At 64.2% G+C, this 282-nt stretch carries 1 protein-coding gene; it reads left to right on the forward strand.

What is annotated here, in order from left to right; genetic code table 11:
• On the forward strand, window positions 1-282 hold a 282-nt coding region (locus H9X86_RS12270), incomplete at both ends, for a hypothetical protein (RefSeq protein ID WP_204901764.1).

The raw sequence follows: 282 nt of genomic DNA on the forward strand, positions 1-282 counted from the left end.
CAACCTTCGGTGAGCAGCCCTATGAGGACACCAAGACCGAGAGCGTCGGCGAGGCCCTGGGCCACACCTACGGGGAGCCCACCTTTACCTGGACAAAGAGCGAGGACGGCTACACCGCCACGGCCACCTTCAGCTGTGAGCGAGAGGGCTGCAACCACACCGAGACTGTGGACGCAGAGGTGAGCAAGGTGGAGACAGCTGCCACCTGCGAAGCGGCGGGCAGCGTGACCTACACCGCTACCGCAACCTTCGGTGAGCAGCCCTATGAGGACACCAAGACCG

Source organism: Pseudoflavonifractor capillosus (assembly GCF_016902575.1).
Classification (GTDB): domain Bacteria; phylum Bacillota; class Clostridia; order Oscillospirales; family Oscillospiraceae; genus Enterenecus; species Enterenecus capillosus_A.